At 36.7% G+C, this 455-nt stretch carries 1 protein-coding gene; it reads left to right on the top strand.

The genetic code is table 11. The features are described from left to right. Window positions 1-18 precede the first annotated feature (18 nt). Window positions 19-441, top strand: coding sequence for a hypothetical protein (locus GOU96_RS18315; RefSeq protein WP_000734969.1), 423 nt, complete (start codon window positions 19-21; stop codon window positions 439-441). Window positions 442-455 lie beyond the last annotated feature (14 nt).

Genomic DNA, 455 nt, shown 5'->3' with positions numbered 1-455 from the left:
CTTTTTAGGTAAATACGAATGAAAAAATTGTTACTGCTATTTTTGACTGTGTTTTCAACAACTACATATTGCAGCGAGCAAGTATATGTCTATTGCGGAGCTCTTGATGGTCAATCTTGGTATAAACCTAAGGTAAAATACAGTTATGGCGATTTCTTACCTTCCTCTAGTTCTACATTTGATTTATATATCGCGTTTGGAACATGGCAAACCTTAGAGAAAGGAGAACTGCAGATACCTTATTTTTTAATAAATAAGGCACAGTATGATCAATTCACTTCGATTTGTTCAGATGGTTATGTTCCACACCCTGCATCAGATTTCTGGGATACTAGCTGGTATCTCTTTGCGATAAAGGATGCACAAGGGCGTTTAAGATTTATGCCTGGTCATTTCTCTATCAGGCTGAAGCCGCCTGTTGAACTATTAGATAAAATGTAGCCATCAAGATAGAT

It is taken from the genome of Vibrio sp. R-1 (assembly GCF_035615595.1).
GTDB classification, from domain to species: domain Bacteria; phylum Pseudomonadota; class Gammaproteobacteria; order Enterobacterales; family Vibrionaceae; genus Vibrio; species Vibrio cholerae.
Note: the sequence above shows the minus strand (reverse complement) of the source record. Positions and strands in the feature narration are given on the sequence as shown.